This window comes from Rhizobium sp. WYCCWR 11152, assembly GCF_013087615.1.
In the GTDB taxonomy this organism is placed as follows: Bacteria; Pseudomonadota; Alphaproteobacteria; order Rhizobiales; family Rhizobiaceae; genus Rhizobium; species Rhizobium indicum.
This window is the reverse complement of sequence record NZ_JABFCP010000008.1, coordinates 355,612-375,550: the sequence shown is the minus strand read 5'-3', so window position 1 is coordinate 375,550 and position 19,939 is coordinate 355,612. Positions and strand designations below refer to the sequence as shown.

The 19,939-nt window shown below is 61.4% G+C and carries 19 protein-coding genes; 10 read left to right on the top strand and 9 right to left on the bottom strand.

Annotated features, from left to right (window positions below; genetic code table 11):
- Window positions 1-15: 15 nt before the first annotated feature.
- On the top strand, window positions 16-522 hold the full coding sequence (locus G9X67_RS11620) for an acyloxyacyl hydrolase (protein ID WP_171598728.1): 507 nt from the start codon (window positions 16-18) through the stop codon (window positions 520-522).
- A 147-nt stretch (window positions 523-669) separates the two neighbouring features.
- Here G9X67_RS11620 and G9X67_RS11615 read toward each other — a convergent pair whose 3' ends face one another.
- Complete coding sequence (locus G9X67_RS11615; protein ID WP_171598727.1) at window positions 670-2,412, bottom strand: aconitase family protein; 1,743 nt, start codon at window positions 2,410-2,412, stop codon at window positions 670-672.
- 263 nt (window positions 2,413-2,675) lie between these two features.
- Between G9X67_RS11615 and purL the strand changes: the two genes are divergently transcribed.
- Both purL and G9X67_RS11605 read left to right on the top strand, forming a co-directional pair.
- On the top strand, window positions 2,676-4,907 hold the full coding sequence (gene purL, locus G9X67_RS11610; protein WP_138389077.1) for a phosphoribosylformylglycinamidine synthase subunit PurL: 2,232 nt from the start codon (window positions 2,676-2,678) through the stop codon (window positions 4,905-4,907).
- 19 nt (window positions 4,908-4,926) lie between these two features.
- Window positions 4,927-5,160 carry a BolA family transcriptional regulator gene (locus G9X67_RS11605; RefSeq protein WP_003586236.1) on the top strand — a complete coding sequence of 78 codons (234 nt, stop codon included), beginning with the start codon at window positions 4,927-4,929 and terminating at the stop codon, window positions 5,158-5,160.
- 34 nt (window positions 5,161-5,194) lie between these two features.
- Here the strand turns inward: G9X67_RS11605 and G9X67_RS11600 are convergent, their stop codons facing one another.
- Window positions 5,195-6,376 (bottom strand): hypothetical protein, encoded by a 1,182-nt coding sequence (locus tag G9X67_RS11600; RefSeq protein WP_138389076.1) that lies wholly within the window; start codon window positions 6,374-6,376, stop codon window positions 5,195-5,197.
- A 164-nt stretch (window positions 6,377-6,540) separates the two neighbouring features.
- On the opposite strand from G9X67_RS11600, the gene G9X67_RS11595 reads away from it, so the two are divergent.
- The 7 genes from G9X67_RS11595 to G9X67_RS11565 all read left to right on the top strand — a co-directional run bounded on the left by G9X67_RS11595 (window position 6,541) and on the right by G9X67_RS11565 (window position 12,284).
- A complete protein-coding gene (locus tag G9X67_RS11595; RefSeq protein ID WP_138389075.1) occupies window positions 6,541-6,771 on the top strand; it encodes a hypothetical protein in 231 nt (76 codons plus the stop codon).
- Window positions 6,772-6,833: 62 nt separating this feature from the next.
- A complete protein-coding gene (locus G9X67_RS11590) occupies window positions 6,834-7,655 on the top strand; it encodes a c-type cytochrome (protein WP_171598726.1) in 822 nt (273 codons plus the stop codon).
- Between the two features lie 145 nt (window positions 7,656-7,800).
- Window positions 7,801-8,136 carry a Grx4 family monothiol glutaredoxin gene (gene grxD / locus G9X67_RS11585; RefSeq protein WP_138329317.1) on the top strand — a complete coding sequence of 112 codons (336 nt, stop codon included), beginning with the start codon at window positions 7,801-7,803 and terminating at the stop codon, window positions 8,134-8,136.
- Between the two features lie 137 nt (window positions 8,137-8,273).
- Window positions 8,274-9,479: a multidrug effflux MFS transporter gene (locus tag G9X67_RS11580; protein ID WP_003540085.1), complete on the top strand. Its 1,206-nt coding sequence runs from the start codon at window positions 8,274-8,276 to the stop codon at window positions 9,477-9,479.
- A 35-nt stretch (window positions 9,480-9,514) separates the two neighbouring features.
- A complete protein-coding gene (locus tag G9X67_RS11575) occupies window positions 9,515-10,795 on the top strand; it encodes a multidrug effflux MFS transporter (RefSeq protein ID WP_138329315.1) in 1,281 nt (426 codons plus the stop codon).
- 77 nt (window positions 10,796-10,872) lie between these two features.
- The gene (locus G9X67_RS11570) at window positions 10,873-11,739 is read left to right on the top strand and encodes an acyl-CoA thioester hydrolase/BAAT C-terminal domain-containing protein (RefSeq protein ID WP_171598725.1); all 867 of its coding nucleotides are present in this window, start codon (window positions 10,873-10,875) and stop codon (window positions 11,737-11,739) included.
- A gap of 71 nt (window positions 11,740-11,810) precedes the next feature.
- Window positions 11,811-12,284 carry a GNAT family N-acetyltransferase gene (locus G9X67_RS11565; RefSeq protein ID WP_138329314.1) on the top strand — a complete coding sequence of 158 codons (474 nt, stop codon included), beginning with the start codon at window positions 11,811-11,813 and terminating at the stop codon, window positions 12,282-12,284.
- Window positions 12,285-12,307: 23 nt separating this feature from the next.
- Here G9X67_RS11565 and G9X67_RS11560 read toward each other — a convergent pair whose 3' ends face one another.
- The 7 genes from G9X67_RS11560 to G9X67_RS11530 form a co-directional block, all read right to left on the bottom strand.
- Window positions 12,308-13,132 (bottom strand): inositol monophosphatase family protein, encoded by an 825-nt coding sequence (locus tag G9X67_RS11560; RefSeq protein WP_171598724.1) that lies wholly within the window; start codon window positions 13,130-13,132, stop codon window positions 12,308-12,310.
- 40 nt (window positions 13,133-13,172) lie between these two features.
- A complete protein-coding gene (locus tag G9X67_RS11555) occupies window positions 13,173-14,000 on the bottom strand; it encodes an inositol monophosphatase (RefSeq protein ID WP_171598723.1) in 828 nt (275 codons plus the stop codon).
- A gap of 144 nt (window positions 14,001-14,144) precedes the next feature.
- Window positions 14,145-15,017: a tRNA 2-thiocytidine(32) synthetase TtcA gene (gene ttcA / locus G9X67_RS11550; protein WP_171598722.1), complete on the bottom strand. Its 873-nt coding sequence runs from the start codon at window positions 15,015-15,017 to the stop codon at window positions 14,145-14,147.
- Between the two features lie 60 nt (window positions 15,018-15,077).
- A complete protein-coding gene (locus G9X67_RS11545; RefSeq protein WP_171598721.1) occupies window positions 15,078-16,007 on the bottom strand; it encodes a glutaminase in 930 nt (309 codons plus the stop codon).
- 102 nt (window positions 16,008-16,109) lie between these two features.
- On the bottom strand, window positions 16,110-16,727 hold the full coding sequence (gene rpsD, locus G9X67_RS11540) for a 30S ribosomal protein S4 (protein ID WP_003540107.1): 618 nt from the start codon (window positions 16,725-16,727) through the stop codon (window positions 16,110-16,112).
- Window positions 16,728-16,951: 224 nt separating this feature from the next.
- Entirely contained in the window at window positions 16,952-18,466 is a 1,515-nt protein-coding gene (locus G9X67_RS11535) for a DUF87 domain-containing protein (protein ID WP_171598720.1), read from the bottom strand.
- 221 nt (window positions 18,467-18,687) lie between these two features.
- A complete protein-coding gene (locus G9X67_RS11530) occupies window positions 18,688-19,935 on the bottom strand; it encodes an MFS transporter (RefSeq protein ID WP_171598719.1) in 1,248 nt (415 codons plus the stop codon).
- Window positions 19,936-19,939 lie beyond the last annotated feature (4 nt).

The following is a 19,939-nucleotide window of genomic DNA, read 5'->3' as shown; positions in this document are numbered from 1 at the left end:
ATCAAAGGACAGCAAATGAGGGTCGACTTCGGAAGGATCGCGTTGCGTTTTTTGGGCATGGCAGCCGCCATCTCGGTTGCGGGCTCGGCAACTGCCGGCGAGCCGATATTCGACGAATTGCGCTTCGGCGTCTCGACCTCGGTACAATCGGACCATTCCAGAGAAGACGGTGTCTTTCCGGAAATTACCGCTCTCTTCGATCCCTTCGGCTACGATACGGCGGTCGGATGGCAGCAACAGCTGCTGCATCCTCGTGTGCATCTCGGCACCTCGATCGGCACGTCAGGCGAGGCCACCCAGTTCTTCACCGGTTTCACCTGGACGGTCGATTTCAACGAGAAGCTCTTTGCCGAAGCCGGCTTCGGCGGCGTCATCCATACCGGCGATCTCGAAGGCGATGATGACGGTCCGGAACTCGGCTGCCGCGTCCTCTTCCACGAATATCTGGGCGCCGGCTACCGTTTCAACGCCCACTGGAACGTGATGGCCCAGATCGCCCATTCCTCGCATGCCAATCTCTGAGACGGGCCGAACGACGGCATGACGCGCGCCGGCTTGCAGGTCGGCTACAAGTCTGAGAATCCGTTCGACAATTTCAGCGGGTTGGCCGACGGATGATTGAACTGCTCAGTACGGCCGTCTGATCGACCATCGGCAGGCGGAAACCGTTCAGTCCCATGTGGGACGAACAGGCTTTAACTCGCCCTTACAAGCCGCCGCGACGCAGTCCGCCAGGCTGCCAAACCGAAGCGCCTTACCCGTCAATCCAGGACCGTAGTGAGCGAACTTCGCGGAATTGGTGATAATTGTATCGACCGATTTTGGGATGACAGGCTCCGCAAGTGTGCACCAGCACGCATCGGTTACGAATTCTACGCCGAAGTCCGACAATTTGCCGACGAGATTCGCAGCGGAAGCCCTTTCGAACGTCGCACGGTTGCAGGTAACCAGAACCTTGACGTCAGGATGTTTCGCCCGGCTTTCGCAGAGCGCGGCCAGCCGCTCGCATTCGTCGAAAGAGAAATGGGGATTGCCCAGCGCGACGAACTCGATGGCATCCACAGACTTGCCGTTGAGTTTCCTCCAGTCCGCAACGACGTCCTTGGGACAGATTTCGTAGCTCGCCTTGATCTTGCTTCCGACAATGCTCTCAAGGCTGTCGGCCTCCGGCGTGACACCGACGATATGGAACATGGGAGAGCCTGATGTCGTCGCAAAACCCGCCCCGAACGCCTTTAGGTCGTCCAGATTCGGCTTCCAAGTCTCGAGGCCGATCACGACCGGAATTTCATCTCCGACAAGCTTGCCGATGTGGTAGCCGAGAATGGGGTAGACCATGTCATCCCGCGACACGAAGCCCGACACATTGACCACGAGGCTGGCGCGCCTGTTGTCGGCGATATGCGGCCCGGTCAGCGGCGCGCGCCCGGTTAGGGCGATGCACAGATCCAGGTAGTCAGGATACTTGGCTGTGCAAGCACCCAAAACGCTGTTCGCGAATACGACGGCGTTCGACTCCGCCCAAGCCACCTGCTCACCCTGCCTGGGTGCGGACGACAGCTGATAGGGCGCGCAGGTGAACGTCTTTCGTGCTCCCATGGAGGCGTAAGCCTCACCCAATTCGGATGCGGGTCCGGCGACGCCGGGAGACACGCCCTGCTCCCGCCAACGCATCTGGTCCACCGATATCGAGTTCAGGGTCGTTGGAACGACAACCCTACCCTCCCAGTCCCGCATGCGTTTCGCGAATTCCAGGCTGGTCGGCCCGGTGTAGATGCAGCCGTCGATATGGACCTGGGAGATATCGATAAGTTCCGTCGCTCCCTGAATTTCAGCCATGCGCGTCGTGGCCCTCATTGCCACCTGCACGGCCTTGCCCATTTCCCCGTTCAAAGCGGACCGATCCCTCGATGTCAGCGCTATCGAATTTCCATAGGTGCGATCGGCGGCATCGAAACCGGGGGCGGTTTCGATGCGGCTCGCGATGACCTTGTCGCCGATGAGGGTGACTTCAGGGATAGAGTGCAGCTCGGCGAAGTCGTCTTCGGAGAGCTGGACAACGGGGATCGATCGGCCGAACACTTCGTCAGCGACGATCACTCCGAGCGACAGTATTTCCTCCTGGCGCGAGACCACGATGCCGGCGGGAGCGTGCCCGTTCATGATCAGCTCCATGAGCACGCTGCTGCCCGTACACGAGCCGCGTCCGCCGGGGATGGCGAGAATCTTTCCTGTCAGGACCTGTGTCGACAGGGGATGGTGGCGGTCGATGACTTCTCCGGTCCGGGAGTCGACGCCGCCCCAGAAGCTGAGCGCCGTGTCGCTGAATACGATCGACCCCGTAGCGAAGCCAGCCACAAGCGCGCGCCCGGCAAATACCTTTTCGTCTGCCTGTTGTTGTATGTCCGGCATTGTATCTCGATACCATCAATCAAGAAGAAAAGTTTCCTATAGGAAACATCAGCGGCACACAAAAGCTGAGGCCGGAGCCTTGCCCATTGCTATCGATCGAGAATTAAAAGCAAGTTGTCAAACAGACTCTGAGAAGCGGCCGCCCGTAACGGGCCGAAGAAGTCGCCCGCCCTCTGTTGACGGCGGGCATTTTCCTGTCGCGCGCCGTCCCTACATAGGTTAAAGAGCGGAAAACGCGCAACGGCAGGGACTTCCGAGAGCTCATGACCATTCCAAACACCATCCCGATCACGCCGGAACTCATCGCGAGCCATGGCCTGAAGCCCGACGAGTACCAGCGTATTCTGGATCTGATCGGCCGCGAACCGACGTTTACCGAGCTCGGCATCTTCTCTGCCATGTGGAACGAGCACTGCTCCTACAAATCCTCGAAGAAGTGGCTTCGCACGCTGCCGACCAAGGGGCCGCGCGTCATCCAGGGCCCGGGCGAAAATGCCGGCGTGGTCGATATCGATGACGGCGATTGCGTCGTCTTCAAGATGGAGAGCCACAACCACCCCTCCTATATCGAGCCTTATCAAGGTGCTGCGACCGGCGTCGGCGGCATCCTGCGCGACGTCTTCACCATGGGCGCGCGCCCGATCGCCGCGATGAACGCGCTGCGCTTCGGCGAGCCGGATCATCCGAAGACCCGCCATCTCGTCTCCGGCGTCGTTTCCGGCGTCGGCGGCTATGGCAATTCCTTCGGCGTGCCGACGGTCGGCGGCGAGGTTGAGTTCGACGCTCGCTACAACGGCAACATCCTGGTCAACGCCTTTGCCGCCGGTATTGCGAAGTCCAACGCCATCTTCCTGTCCGAAGCCAAGGGCGTCGGCCTTCCGGTCGTCTATCTCGGCGCCAAGACCGGCCGCGACGGCGTCGGCGGCGCGACGATGGCATCGGCAGAATTCGACGAGTCGATCGAGGAGAAGCGCCCGACCGTTCAGGTCGGCGACCCCTTCACTGAAAAATGCCTGCTGGAAGCCTGCCTCGAGCTGATGAAGACCGGCGCCGTCATCGCCATCCAGGATATGGGTGCGGCCGGCCTCACCTGCTCAGCCGTCGAAATGGGCGCCAAGGGCGATCTCGGCATCCTGCTTGAGCTCGACAAGGTGCCGGTCCGCGAAGAGAGAATGACGGCCTATGAGATGATGCTGTCGGAAAGCCAGGAGCGCATGCTCATGGTGCTGCAGCCGGAGAAGGAAGAGGAAGCCAAGGCGATCTTCGTCAAGTGGGGCCTCGACTTTGCCATCGTCGGCTGGACGACCGACGATCTGCGCTTCCGCGTCATGCACCAAGGTGAGGAAGTCGCCAACCTGCCGATCAAGGATCTCGGCGACCAGGCGCCGGAATATGATCGCCCCTGGCGCGAATCCGGCAAACACGCTCCCCTGCCCGCCAATCTCGTTGCCGCTCCTCAGGATTACCGCCAGGCGCTGTTGCAACTCGTCGGCTCCGCCAACCAATCGAGCCGCCGTTGGGTCTATGAGCAATACGACACGCTGATCCAGGGCAATTCGCTGCAGCTTCCGGGCGGCGATGCCGGCGTCGTGCGTGTCGACGGCCATGCCTCCAAGGCGCTCGCCTTCTCCTCCGACGTCACTCCGCGTTATGTCGAGGCAGACCCCTTCGAAGGCGGCAAGCAGGCGGTCGCCGAATGCTGGCGCAACATCACCGCGACAGGCGCCGAACCGCTCGCCGCCACCGACAATCTGAACTTCGGCAATCCCGAAAAGCCCGAGATCATGGGCCAGTTCGTTCAGGCGGTGAAGGGCATCGGCGAAGCCTGCCGCGCGCTGGATTTCCCGATCGTCTCCGGCAACGTCTCGCTCTACAACGAGACCAACGGCGTCGCCATCCTGCCGACCCCGACGATCGCAGGCGTCGGCCTGCTGCCGGATTGGCGCAAGATGGCCCGCATTGGCAGCGCCAACGACGGCGATAAGGTGATCATGATCGGCGTCGACGGCAACCATCTCGGCCAGTCCGTCTATCTCCGCGATGTGCTTTCCAGCCGCGAAGGTCCGGCGCCGGAGGTGGATCTGTTCGCCGAAAGACGCAATGGCGATTTCGTTCGCTCCGTGATCCGCAACGGCCAGGCGACCGCCTGCCACGACATTTCCTCGGGTGGTCTAGCGGTGGCGCTCGCCGAAATGGCGATGGCCTCGGGCAAAGGCCTGACGATCGATCTGAGCGAAGGCAAGGGTGAACCGCATGCGCTGCTCTTCGGCGAGGATCAGGCGCGCTACGTGTTGACGTTGCCTGCCGATGTCGCCGATTTCGTCTGCGTCAATGCAGAAGGTGGCGGCGTTCCCTTCCGCCGTCTCGGCACGGTCGAAGGAACGGCGCTCGTCGTCGGCGATCTCATCTCGCTGCCGATTCAGCAATTGCGCGATGCCCATGAATCATGGTTCCCTGATTTCATGGAAGGCCGCGGCGAACTTGCTGCGGAATGATGCGCAAGGAGTAACGATCATGGCCATGAAACCCGGCGATATCGAAGACATGATCAAGGCTGGGATTCCCGGTGCCAAGGTGACGATCCGCGATCTGGCAGGCGACGGCGATCACTACGCCGCCGAAGTCGTCGCAGAAGTCTTCCGCGGCAAGAGCCGTGTGCAGCAGCACCAGATGGTCTACGAGGCGCTGAAGGGCAATATGGGCGGCGTGCTGCACGCTTTGGCCCTGCAGACCTCCGCGCCGGAATAGAGCCCGACGCAATCCGGATGACGATGCCCGGCCCTCAGCCGGGCATTCTCTTTTCGTCGGGATCGGCAAAGACCGAGGCCGGCATCGGCCCGGATGTCAGCAGCGTGAAATCGAAGGGCGCCTGCAGATCAGGCCCAAGCACATATTGCCGGTGAACGCGCAACTGGTCCTTACGGATCTTGCGATAGTGCTCGCGCGTCAGCATCTGCTTGACGCGGATCAGGATCATCTTTGCCTGAGGCGCATCCGCATGGCCGGATACGTCAACGACCGGCACCTTGTAGAAATTGATCGAATCCGTCAGGCACTGTACGTCGAGCCAGGAAATCTCGGGACAGCGGGCGATCAGCCCGACGCGGGCGCGAAGCAGCGTTGCCGATGACATGAGCGCGCATTGCAGGATGGCGCTGCCGAGTGTGGCAAACACCACGCGCTTTCCTCTGAATATCTGCGGCTCCCTTTCCAGCAATATGCCGATGACATGGGCGGCGACGCTCGATCCCATGCTGTGCGAGGAGATCACATATTCGTCCGCCTCTTCCTCAAGCGCCTTGCGCACGGCAATGGCTTGGGCTTCCAGCCAGTCGTTGAAATCTGTCCGGTCCATGCGGCCGAGGGCGACGGCCATTTCCCAATCGGCAAAGAGATGCAGCGTATGGAAGCGTTCGGAAAACGGCAGGAAGGCGAAGATGAAGAAACAGAGCGCCAGCGGTCCGCTCCAGAGCATGTGCCACGGCGAAAAGCTAAGAGCATAGGGCAGAATGGCGATCTGCACCGTCAGCGCGATCGCCAGTGCCGTCAGCAGGAACGGGAAGAGGAAGAACAGGCCGAAGCGCCAGGCATGGCGGAAATATCCCCGCATCCCGCCTTCCAGCATGATCTCGGCGCAGCTTCGGAAGCCTGCAATGATCTGGCTCAGCGTGTTGCCACTGCGCAGCCGGCGCACCAGCCTATCGTGATCGACCATATGGATCCGGCTCTTCGTCTGCCAGCCGGGGGAACCGGTCCCTGCCTCGGGCGCCGCTACCCTCTCAGCCGTCCTGACCTCGAAACTGACCGGATTGCTCCCCTCGTCCACTGGCCCCGTCTCGACCGCATAGCCCCAGACGGCGGCACTCTGCCTGGCCGAACGCTCGTAGCGTGCCCTGTGGGCAACGCCGTCAAGCGGCTCGAAGCCCGGGAAATGCAGGACGACCCGCTTCTCGATCAATTCCATTCCACTCTTCCGGCCGGGCGAATGGCCGGCATGTTGCTGCGATCCGGCTGCTGCGCCACTGATATGGGTAAAAAGCAGCTATGGTCTCGAAGCCGTCTTGCTAACCGAACTCTTCCGGAATTCAATAGCAGCCATGTCGTTTCCATCACGAACGGAGGGGTTTTGTGGTCGACCTAGTCAAAGAATTGATATCAGGCGTCGTCGACACCGTGCTGAAGGAGATCCTGAAGAAAACCACCGGCCGCGCCACGACGAAGCGCAAAAGGCGTAAGACACGCCCCGCCGCGCCGACGACGGCTGCCCGCAAGGCGACCGCGGCCAAGCCCAAGCCCGCCCGCAAACAGGTGAGCAAGCGCCGCACCGCCGCGGGCCGCAGCCGTCAGCGTCGCAGCTAAGGCACGATGAAAATGCGAGCGGTTTTCGGACGAATTCTGCGGCGCTCTTGAGGGCATAACGGATGATACGCATTGTGAAAATCATTCTCGCGGCGGTCGTCGCGATCTGTCTCATCGCCGTCGCCGGCGTCTACGCCCTGTCGGAGATACGCCTTTCCAGGACGTACGACGTTGCGGCCGCCGATTTCTCCGTCAAAACGACGCTGCCTGCCGAGGAAGCCGAACGCCGCGCCCGCACGCTGATGTGCGGCGGCTGTCATCACGATGCCGGCAACGTGCTCATCGACGAGCCGGGCGTCGGCCGGATCGTCGCGCCGAACATGACCCGCTTCGTGCCGATGTACAGCGACGCGGAACTCGTTCGCCTCATCCGCCATGGCGTCAAGAAGGACGGTACCGGCGCCTTCATCATGCCGGCTAGCAACTTCGCCAATATCACCGATGATGATATAGCAGCGATCATTGCCTGGATGCGCAGTTTGAAGCAGCTTCCCGATGCGGTGGCCGGAACGACGCAATGGGGGCCGCTCGGACGCATCGGCCTGGCGCTCGACAAGATCCCTTTCGAAGCTGATCTGGTGCCGGCTGTCATCACCCCTGCCGCCACTCGCCCGGCCGATATCGGCGAATATGCCTTCAAGACGGGTTGCGGCCATTGCCACAATCTCGATACGGCAAAACAGTCGGAAGCCTTCCTGGCGCCGGCGCTTAAGCCACTGGCACAATCCTATTCGGCCGCCGATTTTAAGACGCTGCTGCGCACCGGCAAGGGTGTCGGCGGCCGCGATCTCGGCGTGATGACAGAGGTTTCCCAATGGGACTTCAGCCATTTCACCGATGTCGAAATCGAACAGATTCAGACCTATCTCGCCCGTCGACCGTAACGCGACGGCAACAACCCGGCAGCGGCCTGCCCGAACTGGTCTTTTTTTGGTTCGGGCGGCTGGAATTCCTGCTGTCGCATGCTATCTAAAGGCAACGATTGAAACGGTGGGCCTTTAACCCGCCTGTTGAAAGGATTAGGTCCCCATGAGCGGCATTCACGAATTCATCGACAACGAAATCAAGACTAACGACGTCGTCCTCTTCATGAAGGGCACGCCGCAGTTTCCGCAGTGCGGTTTCTCCGGCCAGGTCGTGCAAATTCTTGATTACATTGGTGTCGACTACAAGAGCGTCAACGTGCTCGCCGATTCGGAAATCCGCCAGGGCATCAAGGAATATTCCAACTGGCCGACAATCCCGCAGCTCTACGTAAAGGGCGAGTTCGTCGGCGGCTGTGACATCGTCCGGGAAATGTTCCAGGCTGGTGAACTGCAGCAGCATCTCCAGGAAAATGGCATCGCGGTGCGCGCCGCCTCCTGACCGGTCACCGGACGTCCGCCCGGTTTCCAAATCTGTTTCTTGAGTTCGAGGCGCTGCGGCCAGCAGCGCCTTGACCTGTTTATGGGAATTTCATTGTGACAGATTCTTCACAAGCCGTGTCCGCGGGCCGCCTGCCCATGGGCAAGCGAGAATTCATCGCGCTCGCAGCCTTCCTGATGGCCATCAACTCGCTGGCGATCGATATCATGCTCCCGGCCTTGCAGCAGATCGGCGCGAGCCTCGGCGTCGAAAGCGAGAACCACCGCCAGTTCGTCGTCTCCTCCTATCTGCTCGGCTTCGGCTGCGCCCAGCTTTTCTACGGACCGCTTTCCGATCGCTTCGGCCGCCGCACGCCGCTGTTGTTCGGCCTCGTCGTTTATATCGTTTCGGCCATCGGCATCGTCTTCGTTCCCTCCTTCGCCGGCCTGCTGGTGCTGCGCTTCGTCCAGGGCATCGGCTCGGCGGCCACCCGCGTCATCACCATCTCCATCGTCCGCGATATCTATGGCGGACGGCAGATGGCCGAAGTCATGTCGTTGATCATGATGGTCTTCATGATCGTGCCGGTGATTGCGCCCGGCACCGGCCAGATCGTCATGTTCTTCGGTAACTGGCACCTGATCTTCCTCTTCATCGCCACCATGGCGACGGCGATTGCCGTCTGGGCCTATCTACGCCTGCCGGAAACCCTGCATCCCGCCAATGTCAGGCCCTTCACCGCCCGCTCGATCTTCGGCGCCTTCAAGCTGGTGCTGACCAATCGCGTCGCGCTCTGCTACACCATTGCCAGCACCTTCATCTTCGGCGCGCTGTTCGGCTTCATCAATTCGGCCCAGCAGGTCTATGTCGGCATTTACGACCTCGGCGTCTATTTCCCCTTCGCCTTTGCCGGCGTGGCGATCTTCATGTCGCTGTCGTCCTTCTTCAATTCGCGCTTCGTCGGCAAGCTCGGTATGCGCCGCCTGTCGCATGGCTCGCTCATCGGCTTCATCGCCATCAACACCATCTGGCTGATCGTCCAGATGGCCAGCACCGAGCCGATGCCCTTCGCTCTGTTCATCTCCTTCTTCGGCCTTTCCATGTTCCAATTCGGCTGGATCGGCTCGAACTTCAATTCACTCGCGATGGAGCCGCTCGGCCACGTCGCCGGCACCGCCTCCTCCGTCCTCGGATTCATGAGCACGGTCGGCGGCGCCATTATCGGCGCCGGCATCGGCCAGGCCTTCGACGGCACCGCGCTGCCGATGGTCGCCGGTTACTTCGTCGTGTCGATCATCGGGCTCGTCTTCGTGCTGATCGCCGAGAAGGGCCGCCTCTTCCAATCGCAGAACCCAGCCGTCTGAACGGCTGGCCTCATTCGCATCCGGGATTTCACCACATGACGCCGCCGCATAAACCGCACCAGGAAAACCAGGGCTCCCGCCGCATCGGCATGGGCTTTGGCGAATTCGTCGTTACCATCGCCATCATGACCGCCAGCGTCGCCATGGCGATCGACAGCATGCTGCCGGCATTGCCCAATATCGGCCATTCCCTCGGCGTCACCAATACCAACGACGCGCAGCTGATCATCGGCGTGTTCTTCTTAGGCTTCGGCGTCTCGCAGATCTTCTTCGGCAGCCTTTCGGATACGTTCGGCCGCCGCAACATCCTGCTCGGCGGCCTGGCCTGCTATATTGTCGGAATGTTTGCCGCCGCAGCGACCGGCAGCTTCGAAATGCTGCTCGTCATGCGTTTCGTTCAGGGTGTGGGCGGTGCTGCGGTGCGCATCACCACCATGGCCATGGTACGCGACTGCTTCGGTGGCCGCGAAATGGCCCGTGTGATGTCCTATGTGATGATCGTCTTCATGATCGTGCCGATCGTTGCCCCCTCCGTCGGCCAGCTCATCATCCTCTATGCCAACTGGCACTGGATCTTCATCCTGCTGGGCATCATCGCTACCGTCCTGTTCGGCTGGGCTTTCCTCCGATTGAAGGAATCGCTGCCGCCGGAAGAACGGCTGCCGCTGTCGGTCGGCTCTGTCGTGGATGGTTTCAAGACCGTGCTCACCAACCGCATCACCTGCGGCTACATGATCGGCCTCACCATGTTCACCGGCGTCATCAGTGCCTATGTGATCTCGGTGCAGCAGGTCTTCGGCGAGGTCTATGGCCTTGGCGACTGGCTGCCGATCGCCTTTGCGGCCACCGCTGGCGGCATCGCGGTCGCCAATTTCGCCAACGGCTTCTTCGTCCGCAAATTCGGCATGCGCCGCATCTCGCACGCTGCTCTGCTGATCTTCACGGCCCTCTCGGCTGTCGGCTTTTTCTATTCGCTGGCCGGCAAGCCGGATTTCGCCATCGCCTACGGCATCTTCACCATCGTGCTGATGATGTTTGCCCTGATCGCCACCAATTTCACCGCCATCAGCCTCGAGCCGATGGGCAATCTCGCCGGCACGGCGACCGCCATCACCGGCTTCGTCTCGACGACGGCCGGCGCTATACTTGGCGGCCTGGTCGGCCAGATGTTCAACGGCACGGTGCAGCCGCTCTTCGGCGGATTCGCGCTTTTCGGCGCGGTGACGATCGCAGCCACCCTCTGGGCGGAAAACGGCAAGCTGTTCACCCATCCCGGCGACAGCCCGCAACTCGATCCGGGTGCGGCCCACTTCTGAAATGGGAAATCTGCCGGAGCGGTTGGTCCCCGGCGGCATTGCATTAGATTGCAAACTCGGCACGTTCCTAAATCTTGATGCCCCCTGGAAGAAGGAGCCTGGTTTTGGATGCAGAATATCAACGTCTCCCCCCGCCATTGCAGGGTGAGATATTTCAAGTCAAACCAGATACCGGCACTGGCGTTGTTGTACTCGGCGGCTCCAGTGGCCGGGTCGATGTGGCCCGCGCCAGGTTGTTTGCGAGCCAAGGCACAACTGCAATCGCTCTTCGCTGGTTCAGCGGCGACGGTCAGGTACCAGGCATTTGCGAAGTGCCGCTGGAAACCTTTTTCGCTGCCACTGATTACGTGATCGAACTCGGTTGTAAACGCATCGTCCTGGTGGGGACATCGAAAGGCGCCGAAGCTGCGCTGCTCACAGCGGTATACGATCCGCGCATCAGCGCGGTCGTGGCAATAAGCCCCTCTTCAGTCGTTTGGGGAAATATTGGTCCGGGGCTTGATGGCATCAGCTGGCCCGAGCGCTCGTCGTGGACATTGCGAGGTACACCGCTTCCTTTTGTTTCGTCAGACCCAGAATGGGTGCGGGAATACAGAGACGGGCTGGTCGCCTATAGGGATCTGTTCGAAAGATGTCTCGATATGCACGAGTCTGAGATCGACGCAGCGGCTATCCCTTTGGAGAAGACGAATGCCGAAATTCTGCTCGTAGCAGGATGCGATGACGCGCTTTGGCCGTCAGACAAATTTGCCGCATCAATTGTTCGGCGGCGCGCAGCTTCGGGCTTACAGACCCCGCTTGTGTTGGGAAAAGAGGCGGGCCATCGCATTCTGCTCCCGAGCGAAACCACTTCCCGATCATCGCTGCACGCGCATGGTGGAAGTGACGAAGCCGACGCCGAATTGGGACAACTCGCGTGGGGACATATTCTTGAGATGCTATAGCGTGAGCGCTGCAGCCGTTCGATCGAAGGCTCCTCATCGGATTGGTGCGGCAGTGCGCGAAAGGCATCCTAATGGACGACCGAATTCTGATCAGGCACTACGCTCCAGGCGATGTGGACACGACGATTGAAATTTTTCTGCGCGCCATTCGAGAGGTCGCGTCGAAAGACTACTCACCCGCTGAGATCCAGGCTTGGGCAAAGGTGGAAGATCGCGGTCTATGGGCAGAGCGAAGGATAAGCAGACCTGCCTGGATCGCAGAAATTGACGGACGGCCTGTCGGGTTTTCCGATCTGACCGGCGGCGGGTGCCTGGACATGATGTTTGTGCACCCCGAGTTTCAGGGGCTTGGAATAGCAAGCCGGCTATTGAGCAGAGTCGAAGACGAAGCCCTGAAACTGGGGTTTAGCCGAATCTATACCGAAGCCAGCCGAACGGCCCGACCGTTTTTTGAGCGCAAAGGGTTCCGCGTCATCACGAAGCAAATCGTCGAGAAGCGTGGGCAAGGCCTGGAAAACTTTCTCATGGAAAAACTCTACCAGTAATATGCGGCAGGTCGAGCAGTTGTTCAGACCGTGAAAACCTCGCGCCGCAACACCTCCCACGAGGCCTTGTCGGGCGCAATCAGCAGCCCGCCGTCGAGATGATGCGGCAGGTAGGGCGAGCCGTCGAAGCGCGCCGCATAGGCGCCTGCCTCCTGCGAGATCAGCGTGCCGGCAAGGTGATCCCAGGGCATCAGCTTGTTGTACATGAGGTAATGCACATGGCCGCCGGCAAAGGTGCGGTATTCGTGGGCCGCACAGCGGTAATTGGTGAGGAAGCGCACCTTGGCGAGATTGGCGAGCACTTCGGCGCGCTTTTCCTTCGGCAGGTAGCCGGTCGAGGCCATGCCGACCATATGCTCCAGGCCCACGGGCGCTGCGACCGAGAGCCGCTCGGCGCCGCCATCCGGCCGCCGCAGCCAGGCGCCACCGCCCTTTTCGGCCATCACCCAATCGTCGCCCATCGGATCGTAGATGATGCCGGCAACCGTCTCGCCGCCGGAGATAACGGACGCCATGACGCCGAAGGCCGGGATGCCGGCGGCAAAATTGAACGTGCCGTCGACCGGATCGACGACAATCGCGAGATCGGCATGTTCGAGGCTGCCGAGCAAATCAGGATCGGCCGCGACCGATTCTTCGCCAAGGAACAGTGCGCTCGGCCAGAGTTGCGCAGCTTCCGCCTTGATCATGCGTTCCGCCTGCTCATCGGCCTCGGTGACGAGATCGGTCGCCTCGCTCTTGGCGCGCACGTCGTCCTGGCCGAGCCGGCGAAAGCGCGGCAGGATCTCCGCCTTTGCTGCACGGCGCAGCAGATCGGCAAGAACGGTCACGTCAACAGTCGAAGTCATGTCAAATCCTCACGCTTAGGTCTCCCAGGAGAACCTTAAATCAGATGCCGACGATCTCGCGCCGGACAAGCTGCCAGCTCTCCTTGTCGGGTGCGGAGATGATGCCGCCCGTCGTCTCGCCGGGGCGATAGGGCGTGCCGTCGAATTTCGCCGTATGGCCGCCGGCCTCCTGATGCGCGAGCACGCCAGCTAGATGATCCCAGGGCATCAGCTTCGCATGGCCGATGAAATGCATCTTGCCGGAGGCGACCATCCAGTATTCGTAGGCCGAGCAGTTGAAGGCGAAGGTCATCCGGATCTTCGCCAAGTTGGCGCAGATACGCGCGCGATGCGGTTCGTCCATGTGGCTCCATGACAGGCCGCCGACCATCTGGTTCAGGCTAGCAGGCTCAGCGACCTGCAGCTTTGTCGACTGCCCGTCCCGACGCGTCAGAAAGGCGCCTGCCCCCCTGATCGCGGTCACTGTGTCGCCGAGAACGGGATCGTGAATGATGCCGGCGACCGTCTCGCCCTTGATCGTCACTGCCAACATCGTCCCGAAGACGGGCAGCCCGGCGGCGAAATTGAACGTCCCGTCGACGGGATCGATGACGAAGGCAAGCTCGGCATCGGCAAGGGCCGGCACGACGGACCGGTCGGCGTCATAGGCCTCCTCGCCGACGACGAGTGCTGCGGGAAAGCGCTCTCTCAGCGCCGCGGTGATCCGCTGTTCGGCAAGCACGTCCGCCTGCGTCACCAGATCGATTGCCGAAGTCTTTTCCGAAACATCGGCAGCGCCGAGATTGCGGAAACGCGGCATGATCTCGGCGCGCGCCGCCTCTCGGACGCAATCGCCGAGAAAGAGAATATCCTGGTCTGAAATAGTCATACGAAATCCTGCCTTGATGCAATAGCCAGCCTGCCCACAGCGCCGCGCGTCTTTTAGACGCGCAAAGGACGCTGGAACACCTTAAATTGCTGCATAATTCCTTAAATCGATTCCGATTTAAGGAATTATGCAGTAGCCGGCTTTTCATGAAGGATCGGTGACACCAAGGGTGGAAAAGTCGAAGAGTTTAGGATCGAGCAGATGCGACGGGTTCACATGCGAAAGCGCCCGCAGCATCGTATCCTTGCGTCCCGGCATCCGCCGCTCGATATCGGCGAGCATGTCCTTCATCGCATTGCGCTGCAGCCCATCCTGCGAGCCGCAGAGATCGCAGGGGATGATCGGAAACTGCATGGCGGCGGCGAATTTCGCGAGGTCGTCCTCAGCGGCATAGGCAAGCGGCCGGAGCACCATCAGATCGCCCTCGTCGTTCAGAAGCTTCGCCGGCATCGAGGCGAGCCGCCCGCCATGGAAGAAATTCATGAAGAAGGTTTCGAGAATGTCCTCGCGGTGGTGGCCAAGCACCAGCGCATTGCAACCCTCTTCCCGCGCGACGCGGTAGAGATTGCCGCGCCGCAGCCGCGAACAGAGCGAGCAATAGGTGGCGCCTTCCGGCACCTTCTCCTTCACGATCGAATAGGTATCGCGATACTCGATCCGGTGGTGGACGCCGATCTTGGTGAGATAGTCCGGCAGCACGTGCTTCGGGAAGTTCGGCTGTCCCTGGTCGAGATTGCAGGCGATGAGTTCCACCGGCAGCAGCCCGCGCCATTTGAGATCGAGCAGCAGCGCCAGCAGCCCGTAGGAATCCTTGCCGCCGGAAAGGCCGACCAGCCAGCGCTTCTGGCCCTTCAGCATGTCGAAATCGTCGAAAGCCTGGCGCACCTGCCGCAGCAGCCGCTTGCGCAGCTTGTTGAAGGAGACCGAGCGCGGCGCCTCGGCAAACAGCGCATGGCCGATGTCATCCCCGGCCTCGACGGTTTCCAGATCATCGGCGATATTGGCTGCGATATTCATTGCTTCGTCCTACAGAAATTCCACACTTGCTCTAGCAGAAACCCGCGTGGCAACACAGCGTCAATCGCCGAAAACCGACCAGCCCGTGCGCGCCGCAAGCATCTCCAGCGCTGCAGCGCCGAGCTGCGAATTGCCGACCTTGTTCAACCCCGGCGACCACACCGCGATCGAGGCGATGCCCGGCGCCACCGCGAAGATGCCGCCGCCGACGCCGCTCTTGCCGGGCAGGCCGACATGATAGGCGAAGTCGCCCGAGCCGTCGTAATGGCCGCAGGTCAGCATCAGCGCATTGATGCGCCGCGCCCGCTTCGGCGAGACCACCGAATGGCCGGTCGTCGGATTGCTGCCGCGCGCCGCCAGGAACAGCCCGGCGCGGGCGAGCTGCTCGCAGCTCATCGACAGCGCGCATTGATGGAAATAGACGCCGAGCACGTGGTCGACGGGATGGTCGAGATTGCGGTAGGCGCGCATGAAGTTGGCAAGCGCGAAATTGCGGTATCCGGTCTGCGTTTCCGAGCGCGCCACCTTGTCGTCGATGGTGATCGACTCGTCGTCGGCGAGGTAACGCACGAAGCGCAGCAGCTCGCCGATTGCCTCGCGCGGCGCATGGCCGGCCATGACGACGTCGCTGACGGCGATCGCGCCGGCATTGATGAAGGGGTTGCGGGGGATGCCGCCCTCGTGCTCAAGCTGGACGATCGAGTTGAAAGCCGATCCGGAGGGTTCGCGTCCGACGCGCTTCCACAGCCCCTCGCCGACCTTACCGAGCGCCAGCGTCAGCATGAAGACCTTCGATATGCTCTGGATCGAGAAGGCGGTATCGGCATTGCCGACGCGATAGACATTGCCGTCGACGGTGACGATCGCCATGCCGAACTGCTGCGGATCGACCTTGGCCAACTCCGGAATATAGTCCGCGACCTTACCCTCGCCGATCCGCGGCTGGATATCGGCGTAAATGCTATCGAGGGTCGCCTGCAAATCTGCCATCGCTTCTCTCCAGATCGCAAAAAAGCCGCTCGAAAGAGCGGCTTTCCGTATTTCGACGCATGCTGTTGTCTCGCAATCGGTTTCGACTGCGAGACGAATGCATTAACGCGAATAGAATTCGACGACCAGATGCGGTTCCATGACGACCGGGAACGGAACGTCGCTGAGCGTCGGGACGCGGCCGAAGGTTGCGACCATCTTGTTGTGATCGACTTCGATGTAATCGGGAACGTCGCGCTCGGCGAGGCTTACGGCTTCCAGAACGATCACCAGCTGCTTCGACTTTTCGCGAACCTCGATGACGTCGCCGGCCTTGCAGCGGTAGGAACCGATGTTGACGCGCACACCGTTGACCGAGACGTGGCCATGGTTGACGAACTGGCGGGCAGCAAAGACCGTCGGAACGAACTTGGCGCGATAGACGATCGCGTCGAGGCGCGATTCCAAGAGGCCGATCAGGTTTTCAGACGTGTCGCCCTTGCGGCGGTCAGCTTCGGCGAAGATCGCGCGGAACTGCTTTTCGCGCAGGTCACCGTAGTAGCCCTTGAGCTTCTGCTTGGCGCGCAGCTGCACACCGAAGTCCGAAAGCTTGCCCTTGCGGCGCTGGCCGTGCTGGCCCGGGCCGTATTCGCGGCGGTTCACCGGGGACTTCGGACGGCCCCAGATGTTTTCGCCCATACGGCGGTCAATTTTGTACTTGGACGATTCGCGCTTGCTCATCGTATTTCCTTTCAAAGGTTTATGACGGTTTGTTGCCAAACCGCACGAAGGAAACACGCCCTCCTCTGGCCTCTTCCGAGACCTGACAGGATGTTCCGGTTAGCGAACAGGAACGATCCACGGGACATGTCAAATGAAACACCGGGCATTGCTGCCCGGTGCTTGCGGCGGTCTTTAGAGGGCCGTCATGAAATTGTCAACAGCGGCAAAGCTCGAAAGCACCACTATTCCGCCGCCAGCCGTTGGTCCCCGCCAGCATCAGGTGCGTTGGCGTCGCCCGGCGCCGTCTGGCAGTCCATATCAGGGAAAGCAACGATACGCTTGCCGGAAAAATCGGCGTGCACGACGATGATGCCCTGCTCCTCGAAATAGCCAAGCAGGCGCCGCGCGCGGCGGGCGGAATGGGTGCCATAGGCGCGGGCGATGCGGGCGTCCGACGGGCACGGCTCGCCGCAGACGGCGGCCTTGGCGAGCATCAGGAAGACGCCCTGCAGGTCGTCGGTGACACTTGAAGACAGCGACAGCGCCGTGGCCCAGGCATCGGTCGCGGCCGTTGCCGCATCGACGCCGGAGCGCGAGATCGCCACGCGCCGGCGGAAATCCGGCAGCGCGATCGGCGGTCCCGGCACCCGGCGCATGCGCAGCCGGACGAGAAAATCCTGGTAGAGCACCGAATCGGTACGGAAGGCGGAGGTGGGATCGTCGAGGATTTCGGCAAGCACGCCGGCAAGGCGCTCCTCCCGCTCCTCGGCGGAGACTTCCATCTGGCTCGCCCTCGTCTCGGCAGGTACGGCCGATGCCGCCGGCGTCGAGCGCGAGAGTTCGGCCAGAATATCGGTCGTCGGCCGCGGCGCCGGCGGGGCGCGGCGCACCAGCGGCCTCTGGAATTCCTCCGGATCGGGCGTGAAGATCAGGTCTTCGACATCTTGCGGCGCATCCGGCAGCGGCATCAGCTTCGGGCTGGAAGAGCGCGCCGAGGTCTCCACCGCGCCGATCTGGATCGGCAGCGGCCGACGCGACAGCGCCGGTCCGAGAGCAACGAAATTGCCGCGCTTCAGATCGCGGAACATCTCGGCCTGGCGCCGGTCCATGCCGAGCAGGTCGGCAGCACGCGCCATGTCGATATCGAGAAAGGTGCGGCCCATCAGGAAGTTCGAGGCCTCGGCCGCCACGTTCTTTGCAAGCTTGGCAAGCCGCTGCGTTGCGATCACGCCGGCAAGACCGCGCTTGCGGCCGCGGCACATCAGGTTGGTCATCGCGCCGAGCGACATCTTGCGCGCATCTTCCGAGACATCGCCACCGACCGACGGGGCAAACATCTGCGCCTCGTCGACCACGACGAGAACCGGATACCAGTATTCGCGATCGGCATCGAACATGCCGTTGAGAAAGGCGGCGGCGGCGCGCATCTGGTCGTCGAGATCGAGGCCTTCGAGCGTCAGCACGCAGGAAACGCGATGCTGGCGGATGCGGTTGGCAATGCCCGCCAACTCCGCCTCTGTGCGTTCACCGTCGACGACGACGTGGCCGAACCTGTCGCTGAGGGTGACGAAATCACCCTCGGGATCGATGATGACCTGCTGCACCCATTGCGCCGATTGCTCGAGCAGACGGCGGAGAAGATGCGATTTGCCGGAGCCGGAATTGCCCTGAACGAGCAGACGTGTCGCCAGCAGCTCCTCGATATCGAGCGTCGCCGGAGCGCCGGACGCCAGTCCCATATCGATGCCAACCTGCACGTCCAATTCCCCTTACAAATTCCCGGCCCGTCTCTAGATCAGGATGATTTTAGGCCCGGTCGGCCTAAAATCTGTTTCCTGATCTACATCAAAGAAATAGAGCATGATGTCGTCCGAAAACCACGCACACTTTTCGGCATCATGCTCTAGCAGATTCGCAGGCACCGTTGTCGTCAAACCTTTAAGAACCCACAGGAAAGCCAGCCCTGGGCAATAAGGCTTCACACCGCCTCGCGCTCGACGAGGTCCCCCGCCATGTCCTTCTGCGTCGGAATTAGCAAACGTGTGCAGAGCAGGCTGACGAAAAGCGGTACCAGCAAGACCGCAAGCCCCGCGCGCAAGCCCAGGAGTTCGCCCAGAAAGCCGATGATCGGCGGCCCGATGAGAAAACCGGTCAGGGCTGCGAAGGAGAGCGTCGCAACACTTGAAGCGGGCGGGCGGTCAGTCAGCGAAGCGACGGCCGTCACCGCAAGCGGAAACCCGACCGAGACGCCGACACCGACTGCGGCAAAGCCGAGTAGCGCAAGCGGCGTCGCCGGTGCAAGGAGAACGACGAGCATGCCGGCAAGCGAGGCGATGCCGCAGCCACGGGCAATGGCAACCGCGCCGAAACGGCTTTTCATGTAATCACCGCTGAAGCGCCCCGCCGCAACCATGAAAGCGAAAACCGAATAACCGAGGCCGGTTTGCGCACCTTCTGCATTCATGACATCGCGGAGGTAGACCGCCGACCAATCGGCGATCGCACCTTCAGTCATCGTCACGCCGAAGACGAAGGCGCAGATCCCGAGCAGAGCAAGACTGGGCAGCTTGAATCCGGTCATTGCCTGCGAATTCTCCGCATGGTGACTTTCCGGCAATTTCGGCAGGCGCAGGCTGGCAATCAGCGCAGCCGGCAGGATGATGATCGCCGTGATCAGGATCGACCAGTGCGGCGAAAGCCCGATGGCTATGGCACCAACGCCGATCAGGCTGCCGACCATGATGCCGAAGCTCCAGAAGCCGTGGCAGCGGCTCATGATGATCAGCCCCGTCGCCTTCTCCGTCACATCGGCCTCGACATTCATGCCGAGTTCCACCGTCGAAAGCGCGATCCCAACGACAATCAAGGCGAAGAATAGAAGCATGGCGCTGGGCGCGAAGGCTGGAAGCGAAACCACGGCAAGAAAGAAGATGAAACCATAGATGATCGCCATGCGCCCGCCGATGCGCGAGACGAGGCGGCCGGCAAACGGCAGGGTGATCAGCGTGCCGATCGGCAATCCCAGAAGTGCGACGGCGAGATCGGCGGTGCCGAGTTCAAGCTTCGCCTGGATATCAGGAATGCGCGGTAACCAGGCGCCAAAGGCTATCGGCTGCAGAAAGAAGATCAGCATGACAAGTCTTTGCAGCGGCACGACGCATCCCTTTATGTCTTGAACGGTAAGCACCCGCCCGCGATTCCCCGCGGAGATCTTGCGCGATGACATCAGT